Source organism: Zoogloea sp. JDB1 (assembly GCF_056724025.1).
In genome coordinates, this window is record NZ_CM161496.1 from 5,424,598 (window position 1) to 5,441,377 (window position 16,780).

Annotated in this window: 18 protein-coding genes; 14 read left to right on the plus strand and 4 right to left on the minus strand. The window is 61.4% G+C overall.

Annotation, left to right across the window (positions count from 1 at the left end; genetic code table 11):
• The first annotated feature begins 50 nt into the window (after window positions 1-50).
• The gene (rpmB, locus tag AC1PPK_RS24575) at window positions 51-287 is read left to right on the plus strand and encodes a 50S ribosomal protein L28 (protein WP_079433361.1); all 237 of its coding nucleotides are present in this window, start codon (window positions 51-53) and stop codon (window positions 285-287) included.
• 27 nt (window positions 288-314) lie between these two features.
• The gene (gene rpmG / locus AC1PPK_RS24580; protein ID WP_015434855.1) at window positions 315-482 is read left to right on the plus strand and encodes a 50S ribosomal protein L33; all 168 of its coding nucleotides are present in this window, start codon (window positions 315-317) and stop codon (window positions 480-482) included.
• A 388-nt stretch (window positions 483-870) separates the two neighbouring features.
• On the opposite strand, the gene AC1PPK_RS24585 is transcribed toward rpmG, so the two are convergent.
• Window positions 871-1,074, minus strand: coding sequence for a cold-shock protein (locus AC1PPK_RS24585; protein ID WP_079433360.1), 204 nt, complete (start codon window positions 1,072-1,074; stop codon window positions 871-873).
• A gap of 391 nt (window positions 1,075-1,465) precedes the next feature.
• On the opposite strand from AC1PPK_RS24585, the gene clpS reads away from it, so the two are divergent.
• The 10 genes from clpS (at window position 1,466) to AC1PPK_RS24635 (ending at window position 10,943) form a co-directional block, all read left to right on the plus strand.
• Complete coding sequence (gene clpS / locus AC1PPK_RS24590) at window positions 1,466-1,774, plus strand: ATP-dependent Clp protease adapter ClpS (protein ID WP_374485506.1); 309 nt, start codon at window positions 1,466-1,468, stop codon at window positions 1,772-1,774.
• A 1-nt stretch (window position 1,775) separates the two neighbouring features.
• Complete coding sequence (clpA, locus tag AC1PPK_RS24595; RefSeq protein ID WP_481115599.1) at window positions 1,776-4,052, plus strand: ATP-dependent Clp protease ATP-binding subunit ClpA; 2,277 nt, start codon at window positions 1,776-1,778, stop codon at window positions 4,050-4,052.
• Between the two features lie 80 nt (window positions 4,053-4,132).
• Window positions 4,133-4,612 (plus strand): ribonuclease E activity regulator RraA, encoded by a 480-nt coding sequence (gene rraA, locus AC1PPK_RS24600; protein ID WP_481115600.1) that lies wholly within the window; start codon window positions 4,133-4,135, stop codon window positions 4,610-4,612.
• 308 nt (window positions 4,613-4,920) lie between these two features.
• Window positions 4,921-6,234, plus strand: a complete 1,314-nt coding sequence (aceA, locus tag AC1PPK_RS24605; RefSeq protein WP_481115601.1) for an isocitrate lyase — start codon at window positions 4,921-4,923, stop codon at window positions 6,232-6,234.
• A 147-nt stretch (window positions 6,235-6,381) separates the two neighbouring features.
• Window positions 6,382-7,245, plus strand: coding sequence for a DMT family transporter (locus tag AC1PPK_RS24610; RefSeq protein ID WP_481115602.1), 864 nt, complete (start codon window positions 6,382-6,384; stop codon window positions 7,243-7,245).
• A gap of 61 nt (window positions 7,246-7,306) precedes the next feature.
• Window positions 7,307-7,669: a SpoIIAA family protein gene (locus AC1PPK_RS24615; protein WP_481115603.1), complete on the plus strand. Its 363-nt coding sequence runs from the start codon at window positions 7,307-7,309 to the stop codon at window positions 7,667-7,669.
• Window positions 7,670-7,682: 13 nt separating this feature from the next.
• Window positions 7,683-8,540, plus strand: coding sequence for a sulfurtransferase (locus AC1PPK_RS24620; protein WP_481115604.1), 858 nt, complete (start codon window positions 7,683-7,685; stop codon window positions 8,538-8,540).
• Between the two features lie 62 nt (window positions 8,541-8,602).
• A complete protein-coding gene (gene rpiA, locus AC1PPK_RS24625) occupies window positions 8,603-9,265 on the plus strand; it encodes a ribose-5-phosphate isomerase RpiA (protein ID WP_481115605.1) in 663 nt (220 codons plus the stop codon).
• A gap of 71 nt (window positions 9,266-9,336) precedes the next feature.
• The gene (gene phoU / locus AC1PPK_RS24630; RefSeq protein ID WP_481115606.1) at window positions 9,337-10,035 is read left to right on the plus strand and encodes a phosphate signaling complex protein PhoU; all 699 of its coding nucleotides are present in this window, start codon (window positions 9,337-9,339) and stop codon (window positions 10,033-10,035) included.
• A 140-nt stretch (window positions 10,036-10,175) separates the two neighbouring features.
• On the plus strand, window positions 10,176-10,943 hold the full coding sequence (locus AC1PPK_RS24635; protein WP_481115607.1) for a flagellar brake protein: 768 nt from the start codon (window positions 10,176-10,178) through the stop codon (window positions 10,941-10,943).
• A 66-nt stretch (window positions 10,944-11,009) separates the two neighbouring features.
• Here AC1PPK_RS24635 and fliE read toward each other — a convergent pair whose 3' ends face one another.
• From fliE to AC1PPK_RS24650, 3 genes are all read right to left on the minus strand, one after another.
• Window positions 11,010-11,330, minus strand: coding sequence for a flagellar hook-basal body complex protein FliE (fliE, locus tag AC1PPK_RS24640; protein ID WP_481115608.1), 321 nt, complete (start codon window positions 11,328-11,330; stop codon window positions 11,010-11,012).
• A 63-nt stretch (window positions 11,331-11,393) separates the two neighbouring features.
• Window positions 11,394-12,791 carry a sigma-54-dependent transcriptional regulator gene (locus AC1PPK_RS24645; protein WP_481115609.1) on the minus strand — a complete coding sequence of 466 codons (1,398 nt, stop codon included), beginning with the start codon at window positions 12,789-12,791 and terminating at the stop codon, window positions 11,394-11,396.
• Between the two features lie 35 nt (window positions 12,792-12,826).
• Window positions 12,827-13,930 (minus strand): sensor histidine kinase, encoded by a 1,104-nt coding sequence (locus AC1PPK_RS24650; protein WP_481115610.1) that lies wholly within the window; start codon window positions 13,928-13,930, stop codon window positions 12,827-12,829.
• A 153-nt stretch (window positions 13,931-14,083) separates the two neighbouring features.
• Here AC1PPK_RS24650 and fliF point away from each other — a divergent pair, with 153 nt between their 5' ends.
• Complete coding sequence (gene fliF, locus AC1PPK_RS24655) at window positions 14,084-15,793, plus strand: flagellar basal-body MS-ring/collar protein FliF (protein WP_481115611.1); 1,710 nt, start codon at window positions 14,084-14,086, stop codon at window positions 15,791-15,793.
• Window positions 15,777-16,778 carry a flagellar motor switch protein FliG gene (gene fliG / locus AC1PPK_RS24660; protein WP_481115612.1) on the plus strand — a complete coding sequence of 334 codons (1,002 nt, stop codon included), beginning with the start codon at window positions 15,777-15,779 and terminating at the stop codon, window positions 16,776-16,778. The genes fliF and fliG overlap by 17 nt, the downstream gene beginning before the upstream one ends.
• Window positions 16,779-16,780 lie beyond the last annotated feature (2 nt).

Genomic DNA, 16,780 nt, shown 5'->3' on the forward strand with positions numbered 1-16,780 from the left:
GTTGTCTATAATCGGCGGTCTTATCGAATCAAACCAGTTTGGAGCAACAAATGGCTCGCGTTTGCCAAGTGACCGGAAAAGCACCGATGGTGGGCAACAACGTTTCCCACGCGAACAACAAGACCAAGCGCCGCTTCCTGCCGAACCTGCAAAACCGCAAGTTCTGGAGCGAGGCTGAAAACCGCTGGGTGCGCCTGCGCGTATCCAACGCAGCTCTGCGCACCATTGACAAGAAGGGCATCGACGCCGTCGTCGCCGAGCTGCGCGCTCGCGGCGAGAAGGTCTAAGCCTTTTTAACCAGGAGATAAATCAAAATGGCAAAAGGCGGCCGCGAAAAAATCAAGCTCGAGTCCACTGCTGGCACCGGGCACTTCTACACCACGTCCAAGAACAAGCGCACCACCCCGAACAAGCTGGAATTCAACAAGTACGATCCCGTTGCCCGCAAGCACGTGCCGTACAAGGAAGTGAAACTCAAGTAATTGCTTCCGGCACGCGATTACCGCTTGTTGCACAGTAATAAAAAACCCGCTCTCGAGCGGGTTTTTTATTACTCCACACTCAATCCCCTCCCCCACCCACAGCACTAACCATACAAACAACTGTCACATTTCCGACAGCGCGCATCAAAAATGTGCGAAACCCTGCTGCCAACGCACCACCCAATAGCATGAGAGATGTATTTCAAGAGCATCCACGTGCGCTAGTGGAGTCTCCCCAAAGCCCGCCTGGCGACCAACAAGTCGGTTTTCCAAACACCATCGCACAACAGAAAATTCGGCCCGGGAAAAGAAAACCGCCAATGCACTTTCGCGCATCGGCGGCCTTGGTCACAACACCAGGGTGATCAACCCTGGCAGGTCGGGAGCATCAAGCGCGCTGGATGTTCGACGCCTGCTTGCCCTTCGGGCCCTGAGTGACTTCGAACTGGACTTTCTCCCCTTCCTTCAGCGACTTGAAGCCATTCATGTTGATCGCAGAGAAGTGGGCGAACAAGTCTTCGCTACCGTCATCCGGCGTAATGAAGCCGAAACCTTTGGCGTCGTTGAACCACTTAACAGTACCAGTTGCCATATTGCAAATTCCTTCTTGATTTCAGTAATACGATCCGGACATCCAGCGTGCTATCGAGTCAAGACAAGCGAGAGCTTTCGAAGGCATATCTTCAAATACGCGACGCAAAGACTCGTCGCTTCTAACTTGGCGCGAACACAGTTTGGCTTTTACGTGACTTGATTGAGGCCGTCAACGCATTTATGAACCGGCACAGTTGTTGCAACACAGCATGCGAGCGGGTTCCATTTGTCGCGTTTAATCCTATTTCGGGTCGAAGCATCTGTTTTTTCGCGACTTAATTCCCTCTTGCAGCGCACCATGAAAAGGCTAACGCGCTGCCCCAGGTTTCCCTAGATGGGCGTGCGGGGTGGCTCTTGCACAATCATCGAGGTTGTTTAGAATGGTTCGCATGGTCATCAAAAAGCAGGAAGAGTCGGTTCTCGATACAGAGGTCACGCGGGTCAAGCCGCCACCGCTGTTCAAGGTCATGCTCCTTAACGACGATTTCACCCCGATGGATTTCGTGGTGACCGTGATACAGAAATTCTTTGGGATGGACCGCGAACAAGCCACGCGGATCATGCTCAAAGTGCACAGAGAGGGCGTTGGTGTATGCGGAGTCTTCCCGCGAGACATCGCAGCCACCAAGGTCGAGCAGGTCATCGCGTACGCACGCCAGAACCAGCACCCCTTGGCTTGCGTCATGGAGGAAAACTGAAATGATCGCGCAAGAGCTTGAAGTCAGTCTGCACATGGCCTTTGTCGAAGCCCGGCAGAAGCGCCATGAGTTCATCACCGTGGAGCACCTCCTGCTTGCGCTCCTCGACAATCCTTCCGCCGCCGAAGTGCTGCGCGCCTGCGCCGCCAAGACCGACGAGCTGCGCAAGGAATTGACGAACTTCGTCAATGAGCACACGCCGAAGGTAGAGGGCACCGAAGACATCGACACCCAGCCGACCCTCGGCTTCCAGCGTGTCATCCAGCGGGCCATCCTTCACGTGCAGTCGTCCGGCAAGAAGGAAGTCACCGGCGCCAACGTGCTGGTGGCGATCTTCGGCGAGAAGGACTCCCACGCCGTGTACTTCCTCCAGCGGCAGAACATCTCCCGCCTGGATGTTGTGAATTTCATTTCCCACGGCATCACCAAGACGCCGCAGCAGGGAGCAAACCCGTCGCGCCCCTCGGGCGACTCCGAACAAGGCGAACAGGAACAGGAAGGCGCAAGTCCCGGCGGCGCTCTCGACAACTACACGCAGAACCTCAATCAGCAGGCATTGCTCGGCAAGATCGACCCGCTGATCGGCCGTGAGAAGGAAGTCGAGCGTGTCATCCAGACCCTGTGCCGCCGCCGCAAGAACAACCCACTGCTGGTCGGCGAAGCCGGGGTCGGCAAAACCGCGATCGCCGAAGGCCTGGCGCGCCGCATCGTCGAAGGCCGCATCCCGGACATCCTGGCCGACGCCCAGGTCTACGCCCTGGACATGGGCGCCCTGCTCGCCGGTACCAAGTACCGCGGCGATTTCGAGCAGCGCCTGAAGGCGGTGCTGAAGCAGTTGGTCGAACACCCGAACGCGATTCTGTTCATCGACGAGATCCATACGCTGATCGGCGCCGGCGCGGCTTCGGGCGGCACCCTGGATGCATCCAACCTGCTGAAGCCGGCCCTGTCATCCGGGCAGCTTAAGTGCATCGGCGCTACCACCTACACCGAGTTCCGCCAGATCTTCGAAAAAGATCACGCGCTGTCGCGTCGCTTCCAGAAAGTGGACGTCGTCGAGCCGTCGGTCCCCGAAACGGTCGAGATCCTCAAGGGCCTCAAGTCGCGCTTCGAGCAGCACCACGGCATCAAGTACTCCGCCTCGGCCCTTTCCAGCGCGGCAGAACTGTCGGCCCGCTATATCAACGACCGTCACCTACCCGACAAAGCCATCGACGTCATCGACGAAGCCGGTGCCGCCCAACGCATCTTGCCCAAGTCGCGCCAGAAGAAGCTCATCGGCAAGGCCGAGATCGAGGAGATCGTCGCCAAGATCGCGCGCATCCCGCCGCGTAGCGTCTCCAACGACGACCGCGCCTCGCTGAAGACCCTTGAACGCGATCTGAAGAACGTCGTGTTCGGCCAGGACGCAGCCATCGAAGCCCTAGGCAAGGCCATCAAGATGTCCCGCTCGGGCCTCGGCAATCCGCAGAAGCCGATCGGCTCCTTCCTGTTCAGCGGCCCGACCGGCGTCGGCAAGACCGAAGTCGCCCGGCAACTCGCCTACACGCTGGGCATTGAGCTGGTGCGCTTCGACATGTCCGAGTACATGGAACGCCATGCGGTGTCCCGCCTGATCGGCGCCCCGCCGGGCTACGTCGGTTTCGATCAGGGTGGCCTGCTCACCGAGCAGGTCAACAAGAAGCCGCACTGCGTACTGCTGCTCGACGAGATCGAAAAGGCCCACCCGGACATCTACAACATCCTGCTGCAGGTGATGGACCACGGTACCCTGACCGACAACAACGGGCGCCAAGCGGACTTCCGCAACACAATCATCATCATGACCACCAATGCTGGCGCGGAAGCCATGCAGAAGGCAGTCATCGGCTTCTCCGCGAAGCGCGAGCAGGGTGACGAGATGTCCGACATCAAGCGCCTGTTCACGCCGGAGTTCCGCAACCGCCTGGACGCGATCATCTCCTTCAAGAACCTGGACCACGACATCATCACCCGCGTGGTCGAGAAGTTCCTGATGCAGCTGGAAGCTCAACTGCACGAGAAGAAAGTCGAAGCCCACTTCACCGACAAACTACGCGACTGGCTCGGCGAGAAGGGTTTCGACCCGTTGATGGGCGCCCGCCCGATGGCCCGCCTGATTCAGGACACCATCCGTTCGGCGCTGGCCGACGAGCTGCTGTTCGGCCGCCTGGCCAACGGTGGCACAGTCACCATCGACCTGGACGAGGACGGCAAGGTGAAACTCGTGTTCGAGGAAATGGTGGAAGCTACGGTATAGTTTTTCCAACCGAGCTTTGCACCTTTGACGGGCGGCTGGAAGGCCGCCCGTTTTCATTTCACCGCTCTGATGGAGTCAACATGGAATTCCAGACCACCGACCTCTGCGATGCCAACGAAGGCAAGGTCCGCGCCGTCGCCCCGATGTTCCGGAGCTTTGGCGGCAAGACCCGTTTCGCCGGCGCGATCCGCACTCTGAAGGTCTTCGAGGACAACGCCCTCGTGCGCTCGACCCTCGATACACCGGGTAACGGCAACGTGCTCGTCGTTGACGCCGGCGGCTCCCTGCGCTGCGCAATGCTCGGTGACCAGCTCGCCCTACTGGGCGTCAAGAACGGCTGGGCCGGCGTGATCATGTATGGCTGTATCCGCGATTCGGGCCCGATTACCAGCATGGACATCGGCGTCTTCGCCCTCGCCACCCACCCGATGAAAAGCGTCAAGAAGGGCGCCGGCGACGTGGACATTCCTGTCACTTTCGGCGGCGTCACCTTCATTCCCGGGCAGTGGCTGTACGCTGACGAAGACGGTGTGATCCTGTCGGAGACCCCATTGCTGTAAACCCGTAGAAGGGACCGCAGCGCAGCGAGGCCTCATTTCATAATCGCCGACACAGTTTCACAATATAAAAACAGGAGTCCAAACTCCTGTTTTTTTTGATAAATTTATTTCTTATATCTTATATAAGACCTATTGCTGCCATGCATGATCATCCCTATACTTTCTCCCACTGATCGACGTTTCCGAAGCGCTCCAAAGCCTACGGCAGCAGGATCAAGCGGCTCAGGAGTGAGCGCGAAGCACAGCCCGCAAGAGCAGACTTCCGCCCCCCGGCTTCCCCTCCCCACTTGGTTAGAAAAGGATTACGTATGTCTCTGACTCGCGAACAGCAAATCGCCGCTCTGGAAAAAGACTGGGCCGAAAACCCCCGTTGGAAGGGCGTCAAGCGTGGTTACTCCGCCGCTGACGTCGTGCGCCTGCGTGGCAGCCTGCAGCCTGAGTACACCCTGGCCCAGCGCGGCGCCAAGGTCCTGTGGGACAAGGTGAACGGCGGAGCCAAGAAGGGCTACGTCAATGCTTTCGGCGCGATCACCGCCGGTCAAGCCATGCAACAAGCCAAGGCTGGCCTGGAAGCCGTGTATCTGTCCGGCTGGCAAGTCGCCGCCGACGGCAACACCTCCGAAACCATGTACCCGGACCAGTCGCTGTATGCCTACGACTCCGTGCCGACCATGGTTCGCCGCATCAACAACACCTTCAAGCGCGCTGACGAAATTCAGTGGTCCCGTGGCATCAACCCGGGCGACGAAGGCTTCATCGACTACTTCCTGCCGATCGTTGCCGACGCGGAAGCCGGTTTCGGCGGCGTGCTGAACGCCTTCGAACTGATGAAGAACATGATCGCCGCCGGTGCCGCTGGCGTTCACTTCGAAGACCAGCTGGCTGCCGCCAAGAAGTGTGGCCACATGGGCGGCAAGGTGCTGGTTCCGACCCGCGAAGCCATCGAAAAGCTGATCTCCGCGCGTTTTGCCGCCGACGTCATGGGCGTTCCGACCCTGATCCTGGCCCGTACCGATGCCGAAGCCGCCAACCTGATCACGTCCGACTACGATGCGAACGACAAGCCGTTCCTGACCGGCGAACGCACCCAGGAAGGTTTCTATCGCGTCCGCAACGGTCTCGAGCAGTCCATCTCCCGTGGCGTTGCTTACGCTCCGTACGCTGACTTGGTCTGGTGTGAAACCGGCGTGCCCGATATCGGCTTCGCCCGTGAGTTCGCCCAAGCAGTGCTGGCTGCCTGCCCGGGCAAGCTGCTGTCCTACAACTGCTCCCCGTCCTTCAACTGGAAGAAGAACCTCAGCGACTCTCAGATCGCTTCCTTCCAGGACGAGCTGTCGGCACTGGGCTACAAGTACCAGTTCATCACCCTGGCTGGTATCCACGTCAACTGGTACAACACCTTCCAGTTCGCCCACGCTTACGCCCGCGGCGAAGGCATGAAGCACTACGTCAATATGGTTCAGGAGCCGGAATTCGCTGCTCGCGAACAGGGTTACACCTTCGTTTCCCACCAGCAGGAAGTGGGTACCGGTTACTTCGACGACGTGACCACCGTGATCCAGGGCGGCTCTTCCTCCGTGAAGGCCCTGACCGGTTCCACCGAAGAAGAACAGTTCCACTAAGAAATCCGGTTGCCGGCATCCCTCGCCGACACGCTTGGTTGAAGACCCCCGCGGGCGCAAGCCCCGGGGGTTTTTCACATTTGCGCCAGGCCGGGGGCGTTCAGTCAGTAAAATGCAGAGCTTTACTTTATTTAGCCGAAGCACCCCATGCAATCCCTCTGGATGATCGTCGCCAGCCTGTTGTTCGCCTGCATGGGGGTATGCGTCAAACTCGGCTCAGCGTTCTTTTCCACCGGCGAACTGGTCTTCTACCGGGGGCTCGTGGGCTTGCTGATGATGATCGTCCTGCTTCGTCTGCACGGCACGTCCCCGGCCACACCACACTTGCGCCTGCAGCTGTCGCGCGGCCTGTCGGGCAGCATCGCGCTGATGTGCTACTTCTTCTCCCTCGGCATCCTGCCCCTCGCCACGGCGGTCACCCTTAATTACACCTCCCCGCTGTTCGTCGCCCTACTGCTGGCACTATGGTTCAAGGAACGCGTCAGCACCGCGCTATTCGGCGCCGTCGGACTCGGTTTTATCGGCGTGGTCCTGCTGCTCAAGCCGACCCTGCTGCCCAGCCAATGGGCCGGTGCGGTCAGCGGCCTCGGAGCCGGCCTGATCGCAAGTCTCGCCTACGTCAATGTCCGGGAGTTGGGCCGTGCCGGCGAACCGGAGGCCCGTACGGTCTTGTGGTTCTCACTGAGCACCTGCGCTTTCGGCCTACCGTGGGCCCTACTCTCTGGCGGGCTTCACCCCATCTCACTCGAAGGCGCTGCCATCCTGCTCGGCGTGGGTGGCTTCGGCGGATGCGCCCAGCTCGCCATGACCCGGGCCTACCGCTACGGCAAGACGCTGGTTTCGGCCAATCTGGCCTACAGCACGGTGGTCTTCTCGAGCCTGTTCGGCGTGGCCTTATGGCAGGAGCACCTACCATGGACATCCGTGCTGGCCATCGTCGTCATCATCTCCAGCGGCATCTTGGTCTCGCTGACCTCCCGTCACCCCGCGCCGGCCTTGGAGGCCGATTGAAGCGGGGCGCCATCCGGCGCTACACTGCAGCCATAGAATCAGCCTAGAAAGGAAGCAGGCGATGATCACCACCGACCACAAAGACAAGCGGATCAACGTAACAGTCTTTGGCGAGTTCACCTTGGCCGACTACAAGGAATTCGAGGAGCTCGTCAATTACAAGGTGCAGTTCGAAGGCCCCGTCAGCCTCTTCTTCGACCTGCGCGAGATGACCGGCTTCACCGTGGACATGGCCCTTGAGGAAATCCGCTTCGCCCGCGCCCACGCCCATGACTTCGCGCGCATCGCGATCGTCACCGACGACCAGTGGGTCACCTGGAGCGCATGGCTGTCGCAGATCTTCGTGGACGCCGAAGTGCGCGTCTTCGAAGACGCCGACGATGCCGAAGCCTGGCTCGGTGGCATCCCCTCACCGGTTGCCTGAGGACGCCCACACCGTGCCACCGCTTTTCACGACGCTCATCACGCCGCAGGAGCTGGCCGAATCGGCCGACGCCACTTGGCGCATCTTCGATTGCCGTTTCGACCTGCGCAACCCGGACTTCGGGCGGCAGGCCTACGCCGACGGGCATCTGCCAGGGGCCTTCTTCCTCGACCTGGAGGAAGACCTGTCAGGTCTCTGCACCGGGCTAAACGGCCGTCATCCGCTGCCCGATCCGCAACTGCTCGCCGACAAGCTGGGGGCCCTCGGCATTTCCGCCGACACCCAGGTCGTCGCCTACGATGACGTCGGCGGCATGTTCGCCGCCCGCCTGTGGTGGCTGCTGCGCTGGCTCGGCCATGATCGCGTCGCAGTGCTGAACGGCGGCCTGCAGGCATGGATCGGCGGATGCCACCCGCTCACCACCGAACAGGCCATCGCAGACGCACCGCAGACCTTTGACGTAAAGGTGCAAGCCACCATGAGGGTGGACGCCAACTACGTGCTCAGCCACCTGCACAGCCCGGACATGCTGCTCATCGACGCCCGCGCGCCAGACCGTTTCCGCGGCGAGAACGAAACGCTCGATCCGGTCGGCGGACACATCCCCGGCGCGATCAACCGCTTCTTCAAGGACAACCTCACCCCGGACGGCAGCTTCAAGCAGTTGTCGGAGCTCCAAGAGGAGTTCGGCGCCCTGATCAAGGGTGGCGACGCACACAACGTGGTCCTGCAATGCGGTTCTGGTGTCACCGCCTGCCACAATCTGCTGGCCATGGAAGCCGTCGGCCTCGATGGCGCCAAGCTCTACGCCGGCTCCTGGAGCGAATGGTGTGCCGATCCGGCCCGGCCCGTTGCCAGCGGCCCCGCCTGATTGCGGCATCAGATCGGCGCCGTCCCGGTTAAAATTACGCTTTTGCCTTCCGGCTGCACATCATGACCCAGGACGAACTCAAGCAACAGGCGGCGCTGCGCGCACTCGACTACGTGATCGAAGGCGAAGTGGTCGGCGTCGGCACCGGCTCGACGGCCAATTTCTTCATCGATGGCCTGGCCGCCCTCAAGGACCGCATCGCCGGCGCAGTGCCCTCCTCCGAGGCGTCGGCACGCCGCCTGGCTGATCACGGCATCCGCCTGCTCGACCTGAACGACGTCAGCTCCCTGCCGGTCTATATCGACGGCGCGGACGAGATCGACCACTCCCTGGCGATGATCAAAGGTGGCGGTGGCGCCCAGACACGCGAGAAGATCGTCGCCGCCGTAGCCGACAAGTTCATCTGCATATGCGACGCCTCCAAGCGGGTCGCCCAGCTCGGGCGCTTCCCGCTACCGGTGGAAGTCATCCCGATGGCGCGTGCCCAGGTGGCCCGTGAGCTCACCCGTCTCGGCGGCCGGCCGGTCGTCCGCGAAGGCTTCGTCACAGACAACGGCAACCTGATCCTCGACGTGCATGGTCTGGCCATCAGCGACCCGGTCGCCCTCGAAACCACCATCGATGGCATCGTCGGTGTCGTGACCAGCGGCCTCTTCGCCAAACGCGGCGCCGATGTCCTGCTGCTGGCAAGCGCAGAGGGCGTACAGACCTTCGAGCGGACCTGATTGACACAAAAGGATCATCATTCCCTGCTAGCCTTCGGCAGTTTTCATTGCCTTCAATCACAGGACTTGCCATGACCGAGCACACCTCCAAGAAGTTTGATTCCGAACTGGAAGGAATCCGCAACCGGGTTCTCCAGATGGGAGGCATGGTCGAACTGCAGATCGTGAAGGCGATGGAAGGCCTTGGCGAAGGCGATCTGCTGCTGATCGACCAGGTCATTGAAAATGACAACCGGGTCAACATCCTGGAAATCGAACTTGACGAAGCCTGCAATCAGGTCATCGCCAAGCGCCAGCCCACGGCAGTCGACCTGCGCATGATCAGCACCGTGCAGAAGACCATCACCGATCTGGAGCGCATCGGCGACGAGGCCAAGAAGATCGCCAAGACGGCCAAGCAGCTGCATACCGGCGGCTCCTCCTTCATGCCGCAAATCCGCCTCGGCCACATCGCCGACGCGGTGGTGGACATGCTGCGCACCGCACTGGATGCCTATGCACGCCTCGACACCATCTCCGCCGCCCAGGTAGTTCGCCAGGACAAGGAGGTGGATGCCGAGTTCAAGGGCATCATGCGCCAGCTGATCACCTACATGATGGAAGACCCGCGCACCATCTCCCAGTCCATCGAACTGATGTTCGTGGCCAAGTCAGTGGAGCGCATCGGCGACCACGCCAAGAACATCGCCGAATACGTGGTGTATCTGGTCAAGGGTCGCGACGTCCGCCACACCAGCCTCGAAGAGATTGAGCGCGAAGCCACCCGCTGAACATTCACTCACCGCCGTTCACGGGCCCAGGGCTACTGCCCGCGGGCCCGTTTTCCATTTGGTGATGCATGGCTGCTCGGAGCAGGAAGTGGACTGCTAAAATCCGTACACTTCCTGATCGCGGATCAACCATCCATATCATGCCGCTCAAGTTCGAACTCTTGCAGGCCGACGACTATTCCCGCTACCTGCTGCGCGGAAAGACTGACATTCTCTACAACCTGCGCGGACTTCTGCACAAACGTTCCATGCTGAGCGCCTTCATCGACGCGAGCGCGGACTCCTTCCTGACTGCCATCCTGGCGGTCACCCCAGACGAGAACCACCTGATCCTGGACTCCACCAACGACGAAGCCATCAACCGGCGCGTGGAGTCGGCCGAACAACTCATCTGCGTCACACAGCTCGACAAGGTCAAGATTCAATTCGCCGCACGCCAGATCGAGCGCTTCCCCTTCGAGGGGCACGAGGCTTTCCGCATCCCGGTGCCGGACGTCATGCTGCGCCTCCAGCGACGGGAGTATTTCCGTCTGACCATGCAGAGCAATTACGGTTTGTCATGCCTGATTCCGGTGGGCGAGGCCGCAGGCGACAAAGTAGTCTCACTGGAAGCCAATGTGCTGGATATCAGTGGCGGCGGCCTGGCAATCGTGATTCCGCCGAACGGCGTAGAGTTTGCCGCCGATATGGAATTCCACGACTGCCGCCTGATGTTGCCGGAAACGGGTCCAGTAGCCGCCTCCCTGCGGGTACGCAATGTTTTCCGCATCACCAACCGGGACGGCAGCGTCACCGTGCGTGCAGGCTGCGAATTCATCAATTTGCCAAGCAACATGGCATCCACGATTCAGCGCTATATACTGAAGGCCGAGCGCGAACGTAACGCGCGAGAACGCCAACACCTCTGACAGAATGTCCTCCAGAAATGACAAAAGCCGGCGATGCCGGCTTTTGTCATTCAATTCTTTCCGCCCTCAGACCGACATGTTCATCATGTCCTGATAGGCGGTAACCAGTTTGTTGCGGACCTGCACCATCTGCTGGAAGGACAGGTTGGCCTTCTGCAGATTGACCATGACATCCTGCAGATTGACGTTCGGGTCACCGGACGAAAAGCCCTTGGCCATTTCCTGCGCCTGCATCTGGGCCGAGCTGACCTGATCAATGGCACTCTGCAGAACCTGACCGAAGTCCGTCTCGCCGGCCGCGCTCGTAGCCTGGGCGGGCTTGCCCGTCGCCACCTGCGAAGTGGCGCGCAGTTCCGACAACATCTGATCGATCCCGCGGGTATCCATGGTTCGGCTCCTTTTTCTCCACTATAGCAGAGCAAAGCACGTGCCAAGCAACGGGCGCCAGGCTCAATCGCTGAAAAGCCCTTCCTCGCGGTACTGCTGGAGCTTGTAGCGCAAGGTTCGTTCGGAGATCCCGAGCTGCGCTACGGCGCGCTTGCGCGACCCACCGACCTCCTTGAGTACCTGCAGGATGTGCTCCCGCTCAAGATCCTTCATGCTGGCCGGACGGGCCACCTCCTTGTTCGCCTGCGGCACTTCAACGGCAAAACTTGCCACATCACCGGCAAATGCCGCCGGCAGAACGGGAGGAGGCGGCACCAGACGCACCGGTTCACCATTCCAGTGTGGCAGGCACAACCTGATCGTATCCGCAGAGACGGCATCGCCTCCACTAAGGATCAAGGCGCGCTGCACCGTGTTTTCCAGCTCCCGCACGTTGCCCGGCCAATGGTAGGTCACCAGCACCGACTCCGCTTCGGGCGACAGGCGCGCGGAACGCTTCAGGCGCTCACCGTGCATTGCGGCGAAATGACGGGCCAGCGGAATGATGTCCCCAGGACGCTCGCGCAGGGACGGAATCTGCAGCGGAAAGACATTCAGGCGATAGAACAGATCCTCACGGAAACGACCGGCGGCGACTTCCTTGGTCATGTCCCGGTTGGTAGTGGCGAGCACACGGATGTCGAGGGTAATGGCCTTCTTACCACCGACCCGCTCCACCTCCCGCTCCTGCAGCACCCGCAGCAGCTTGGCCTGCAGGCCCAGCGGCATCTCGGAAATCTCATCGAGCAGGAGCGTCCCCCCCTCCGCCTGCTCGAACTTGCCGGCCTGGGACGCAGCGGCGCCAGTAAAAGCCCCCTTCTCATGGCCAAACAGCGTGGCCTCCAGCAAGGAATCGGGAATCGCCGCACAATTGATCGCCACAAAAGGTCCATTGCGGCGCGGCGAATGCTCGTGCAGATATCGGGCAAAAACTTCCTTGCCGGTCCCCGACTCGCCATTCAGCAGCACCGTCGCATCGGTTTCCGCCACCTTGTCGGCCAGTGCGAGGAGCTTGCGGGTGTGCGGATCGGCCGCCACCATGCCCTCCTCCTGGCGAGTCCGGGCATAACGCTGTACATGTTCCAGCAGCACCTTGGGCTCGAAAGGCTTCATCAGGAAATCACAGGCCCCACCACGCATCGCATCCACCGCTTTTTCCACGTCGCCGAACGCAGTCATCAGCAACACCGGAAGTTGCGGCAGGCGCTGGCGTAGTTCGGCCAGCAGTTGCAGGCCATCCATCGGCTGCATCTTCAGATCGGACAGAACCAGGTTGAAAGCCTGCTGCTCCACTTCGAGCAACGCGGCAGGCCCGTCGCCAACGCCGGTAACCGCGTGACCGGCAACTTCAAGCGTCAGGCACACCGCGTCGCGCAGGGGGGCATCATCTTCGACAACCAGGATGTTCAGGGTATCGGGCATTGGACTTCTCTCCAAAACTGGGGAACGACCGAGCGTCAGCCGCCCGTGGCGAGGGTCAGGGTGAAGGTGGTGCCACGGCCCGGCTCGGACTGGATACCGATATCGCCACCATGGGCACGGGCCACCCCCCGCGCGATCGCCAGACCCAACCCAGTACCATCGGGTCGAGTTGTAAAAAACGGCTCAAAGAGCCTTGACTGAAGCGCCGGATCGATACCTTTACCGGTATCGGTCACGCTGAAACGTACGAACCCTCTGTCCAGCGCAGCATCGAAGCGGATGCTGCCGCCGACCTCGGTCGCCTGTACGGCGTTCTCCAGCAAGTTGGTCAGTGCACCGACGATGGCCTTGCGCTCGCCCACCACCTGCGAGACACCACAGTGACAGTCCGGCGCGAAAGCCAGCCCTTTGGCGCGAGCCACCGGCTCCAGCGTCTGGGCGAGTTCAGCCACCAGATCGCAGATGGCGAAGGGCTCTCGCCCCAGCGTCTCACCACGTGCAAACAGCAGCATGTCGCGAATCAGCTTTTCCAGATGCCGGAGCCGCTCGATGGCCCGGTTGCCGATCCGCTCCCGATCAGCCGGCCCCATCTCTTGCTGGACAAGGGTCGCGGTATAAAGGAGCGCCGCCGACAACGGGGTACGCAGCTGGTGGGCCAGGCCCGCCACCATTTCGCCCATTGCCGCCAGCCGCTCCTGGCGCTCCGCCGCGAGGCGCATGCGATGCGCCTCGGTCACATCGGTCAGCAGCACGATGTAACCGTCGCCGGACTCGAGGGGCGCATCGACGCGGGTGACGCGCAGGGTGTCGCCGTCGCTGGTGAGCTGCCACTCGCCCGGCGTTTCGGTCGGTTGCAGATGCGCCGCACAGAACACCTCCCATGGCACACCAGCCAGCGAGGTCTCGAACATCGCCTCGACGGCCCGATTCGCCTGCACCACCTGCCCCTCACGGTCGAGGACCACCACCCCGGCCGGCAATGCGCCCATCAATACGCTGAGGCGTTCCGTCAGTTGGCCGACCTGGGTCTGCAGACCGGCATAGGCACCCGTCAGCGCCTCCGAAGCCTCGCTGAACTGACGAAAAGCTTCGGCCAGCTGGCGGGCGTCGAGACGGTCATCGGTAACAGGCAAGGTCATGGGCAATCCGGGGCGTTATTCACCGCTTCGCAGCTTAGGCCTGCCCGGCACACGGCAAGGCGGCAAATAGGCGGCAAAAAACGCCGCTTATCCCTGACTTAAAATCTTCCTGGTGAAGGACAATGCGGGCATCCGATAAGAGGAAGTGTGTCCATGGCAGCAGAAGACGCCGCCGCCGCTCCAGCTCCGCCGCCTGCCTCACCGCTGGCACAGGTGCTGGAGAACATCCGCAATCTGTCCCAACGCCAGAAGATCGCCGCCGGCGCGGCGTTGGCGTTCGGCATTGCGTTGATCGTCGGCGTGCTGCTGTGGAGCCGGCAGCCGGAATATTCCGTGCTGTTTTCCAATCTCGAGGAAAAGGATGGCGGCGCCGTCGTGGCCAGCCTCCAGCAACAGAACATCCCCTACAAGTTCTCTGAAAATGGCAATGCCATTCTCGTCCCAGCCACCCAAGTACACGACCTGCGCCTGCGTCTGGCCGCCCAGGGCATTCCCAAGGGCGGGCTGGTGGGTTTCGAACTGATGGAGAACCAGAAGCTGGGGCTGTCCCAGTTTCATGAGCAGATCAATTATCAGCGCGCCCTCGAAGGCGAACTGTCGCGCACCATCTCGTCCATCGCCAGCGTCGCCGGGGCCCGTGTGCACCTGGCCATTCCGAAACAGACCGCCTTCCTGCGCGACGAGCAGAAGCCGACCGCGTCGGTGATGGTCAACCTTCGCACCGGCCGTGCCCTCGACCCCTCGCAGATCGCGGGCATCGTGCACCTGATCGCCTCCAGCGTCCCCAACCTGACCAACGACAACGTCAGCGTGATCGACCAGGACGGCGCATTGCTGACCAAGAAGCCCGACCCGCTGCGCGGCAACCTCGACGCCAGCCAGCTGAAGTACACCCATGAACTCGAAGAAGGCTACATCGAGCGGGTGAACTCCATACTCACCCCGCTGTACGGTAAGGGGAACTTCCGCGCCCAGGTATCCGCCGACGTGGATTTCAACCAGACAGAGCAGACCGCCGAGACCTACCGCCCGAACCCCTCGCCGGAACAGGCCATCCGCAGCCAGCAGAGCAGCGAGAGCCAGACCCGTGATCAGGGGCCGCAGGGTGTGCCGGGTGCGCTGACCAATCAGCCGCCAGTCCCCGCCACGGCACCGGTCACCACGCCGGCGGTGCCGCCGACCACGGGCAGCGGCCAGGCTCCACTCACGTCAACCAAAAGCGCCACGATCAACTATGAAGTAGACAAGACCATCCAGCACACGCGCAAGGCCCTCGGCCAGATCAAGCGTCTGTCAGTGGCGGTTGTGGTCAATAACAAGGAAGAAAAGGACAAGAACGGCAACGTCAAGTCCGTGCCGATCCCCGAAGATGAACGCCAGCGCGTCGAGAACCTGGTCCGCGAGGCCGTCGGCTACAGCAAGGACCGGGGCGACACCATCAGCGTGGCCAGCAGCGCCTTCGTCGCCTCCGACAAGGATCAGCTCGAAGTACCGTTCTGGAAGGATCCGGACAACCTCCCCCTTTTCAAGGAACTCGCCAAATACCTGGTCATCGCCGGCGTGATTGCCTTCGTGGCTTTCGGCATCATCCGTCCGTTGATGAAGCAGGTGCTGCCGCAGCCGGAGGTGAAGGAAGAGGAAGAAGGGGAAGGTACCGGGCCTGGAGAAGGTGGAGAAGGTGCCGAGGGCGAAGAAGGTGAAGAAGGCGAGGAAGGGGCCCATGTCGCCCTGTCGCCGGAAGCTGCAGCCCGCCTCGCCTACGACGAGAAGCTTGCCAAGGCGCTGGCCCTCGCCAAGGAGAATCCGCGGATGGTGGCCAATCTGATCAAGGAATGGATGGGAGCCAATGAGCAGCAACGATGAAGGGCTGGAAAAGGGAGCCTTGCTTCTGCTGACCCTGGGCGCCGACGAGGCCGCCGAGGTGCTCAAGCAACTCGGCCCCCGGGAAGTGCAGAAACTCGGTGCTGCCATGGCCTCCATGCAGGCCCAGCCGCGCGAACGGGTCGAGGGCATTCTCGACGAACTGATCGCCTATGCGGACAAGGGCTCGCCGATCGAGGCCGACCACGAGCATATCAAGGCAATGCTCACCAAGGCCCTTGGCGACGAACGCGCCACCCACCTGATCAGCCGCGTGCTGCAAGGCTCCGATACCGCCGGTATCGAGAGCCTCAAGTGGATGGATGCCCCAACCGCGGCCGACATGATCAAGAACGAGCACCCGCAGATCATTGCCACAATCCTGGTGCACCTGGAGTTCGACCAGGCTGGCGACATCCTCAAGCATTTCACCGACCGTCTGCGCAACGACGTCCTGCTGCGGATCGCCACCCTCGACGGCGTCCAGCCGGTGGCCCTGAAGGAGCTCAACGAAGCCCTCACCCGCATGCTGTCGGGCGCATCGGCGGTCAAAAAAACCGCTATGGGCGGCGTCCGCCACGCGGCCGAAATCCTCAACTTCGTCGGCTCGGCGGCGGAAACCGCCATTCTCGACAATGTGCGCGAGTACGACCCGGACCTGGCCCAGAAGATCCTCGACGAGATGTTCGTCTTCGAGAACCTGCTCGACCTGGACGACCGCGGCATCCAGACCCTGCTGCGGGAAGTCCAGAGCGATTCGCTGGTGGTCGCCCTGAAGGGCGCACCGCCCGAACTGCGCGAGAAGATCTTCAAGAACATGTCCCAGCGGGCCGCCGAAATGCTGCGGGAAGACCTGGACTCCCGCGGCCCTGTGCGCCTGTCGGAGGTCGAGGCCGAGCAGAAGGAAATCCTCAAGACCGCCCGCCGCCTGGCGGAAGAAGGCCAGATCGCCCTGTCCAGCGGTGGAGGCGACGATGCCTTCGTCTAAGT

Excerpts from the sequence above, each read along its gene's own strand:
- fliG (WP_481115612.1), top strand. The coding sequence starts at position 15,777 with ATGAGCAGCAACGATGAAGGGCTGGAAAAGGGAGCCTTGCTTCTGCTG.
- rpmG (WP_015434855.1), top strand. The coding sequence starts at position 315 with ATGGCAAAAGGCGGCCGCGAAAAAATCAAGCTCGAGTCCACTGCTGGC.
- AC1PPK_RS24615 (WP_481115603.1), top strand. The coding sequence starts at position 7,307 with ATGATCACCACCGACCACAAAGACAAGCGGATCAACGTAACAGTCTTT.
- phoU (WP_481115606.1), top strand. The coding sequence starts at position 9,337 with ATGACCGAGCACACCTCCAAGAAGTTTGATTCCGAACTGGAAGGAATC.
- fliE (WP_481115608.1), bottom strand. The coding sequence starts at position 11,330 with ATGGATACCCGCGGGATCGATCAGATGTTGTCGGAACTGCGCGCCACT.
- clpS (WP_374485506.1), top strand. The coding sequence starts at position 1,466 with ATGGTCATCAAAAAGCAGGAAGAGTCGGTTCTCGATACAGAGGTCACG.
- rraA (WP_481115600.1), top strand. The coding sequence starts at position 4,133 with ATGGAATTCCAGACCACCGACCTCTGCGATGCCAACGAAGGCAAGGTC.
- fliF (WP_481115611.1), top strand. The coding sequence starts at position 14,084 with ATGGCAGCAGAAGACGCCGCCGCCGCTCCAGCTCCGCCGCCTGCCTCA.
- aceA (WP_481115601.1), top strand. The coding sequence starts at position 4,921 with ATGTCTCTGACTCGCGAACAGCAAATCGCCGCTCTGGAAAAAGACTGG.
- AC1PPK_RS24635 (WP_481115607.1), top strand. The coding sequence starts at position 10,176 with ATGCCGCTCAAGTTCGAACTCTTGCAGGCCGACGACTATTCCCGCTAC.
- AC1PPK_RS24645 (WP_481115609.1), bottom strand. The coding sequence starts at position 12,791 with ATGCCCGATACCCTGAACATCCTGGTTGTCGAAGATGATGCCCCCCTG.
- AC1PPK_RS24650 (WP_481115610.1), bottom strand. The coding sequence starts at position 13,930 with ATGACCTTGCCTGTTACCGATGACCGTCTCGACGCCCGCCAGCTGGCC.
- clpA (WP_481115599.1), top strand. The coding sequence starts at position 1,776 with ATGATCGCGCAAGAGCTTGAAGTCAGTCTGCACATGGCCTTTGTCGAA.
- rpmB (WP_079433361.1), top strand. The coding sequence starts at position 51 with ATGGCTCGCGTTTGCCAAGTGACCGGAAAAGCACCGATGGTGGGCAAC.
- rpiA (WP_481115605.1), top strand. The coding sequence starts at position 8,603 with ATGACCCAGGACGAACTCAAGCAACAGGCGGCGCTGCGCGCACTCGAC.
- AC1PPK_RS24610 (WP_481115602.1), top strand. The coding sequence starts at position 6,382 with ATGCAATCCCTCTGGATGATCGTCGCCAGCCTGTTGTTCGCCTGCATG.
- AC1PPK_RS24585 (WP_079433360.1), bottom strand. The coding sequence starts at position 1,074 with ATGGCAACTGGTACTGTTAAGTGGTTCAACGACGCCAAAGGTTTCGGC.